Genomic DNA, 1,028 nt, shown 5'->3' with positions numbered 1-1,028 from the left:
CGATCTGTCCTCCCACACGCCGATGATGCAGCAGTACTGGCGCCTCAAGAACCAGCACCCTGATCAGTTGATGTTCTACCGCATGGGCGACTTCTACGAGATCTTCTATGAAGACGCGAAGAAGGCCGCCAAGTTGCTGGATATCACCCTGACGGCGCGCGGACAGTCGGCGGGTCAGGCGATTCCCATGTGCGGCATTCCCTACCACGCCGCCGAAGGTTACCTGGCCAAGCTGGTCAAGCTCGGCGAGTCGGTGGTCATCTGCGAGCAAGTGGGTGATCCGGCCACCAGCAAAGGCCCCGTGGAACGTCAGGTGGTGCGTATCATCACCCCGGGCACCGTCAGTGACGAAGCCCTGCTGGACGAGCGCCGCGACAACCTGATCGCCGCTGTACTGGGCGATGAGCGCCTGTTCGGCTTGGCGGTGCTGGATATCACCAGCGGCAATTTCAGCGTCCTGGAAATCAAGGGCTGGGAGAACTTGCTGGCGGAGCTGGAACGCATCAATCCAGTGGAACTGCTGATCCCCGATGACTGGCCACAAGGCCTGCCGGCGGAAAAACGTCGGGGTGTCCGACGTCGCGCGCCCTGGGACTTTGAGCGCGACTCGGCCCACAAGAGCCTTTGCCAGCAATTCTCCACCCAGGACCTCAAGGGTTTTGGTTGCGAGACCCTGACCCTGGCCATCGGCGCCGCCGGGTGCCTGTTGAGCTACGCCAAGGAAACCCAACGTACCGCCCTGCCCCATCTGCGCAGCCTGCGGCACGAACGCCTGGACGATACGGTGGTACTGGACGGCGCCAGTCGCCGTAACCTGGAGCTGGACACCAACCTGGCCGGCGGGCGCGACAACACCCTGCAATCGGTAGTCGATCGTTGCCAGACCGCCATGGGCAGCCGCCTGCTGACTCGCTGGCTGAACCGCCCGCTACGGGATCTCAAGGTCTTGCAGGCGCGTCAGTCCTCGATCACCTGCCTGCTGGACGGCTACCGTTTCGAACGGCTGCAGCCGCAGTTAAAAGAAATCG

General features: G+C 62.8%; 1 protein-coding gene. It reads left to right on the top strand.

Going from position 1 to position 1,028, the window contains the following annotated elements:
* Window positions 1-1,028: MutS N-terminal domain-containing protein (locus BLX41_RS36615; RefSeq protein ID WP_473241692.1), on the top strand; the 1,028-nt coding region annotated here is incomplete at both ends.

The organism is Pseudomonas protegens (assembly GCF_003732485.1).
GTDB classification, from domain to species: domain Bacteria; phylum Pseudomonadota; class Gammaproteobacteria; order Pseudomonadales; family Pseudomonadaceae; genus Aquipseudomonas; species Aquipseudomonas protegens_B.
Note: the sequence above shows the minus strand (reverse complement) of the source record. Positions and strands in the feature narration are given on the sequence as shown.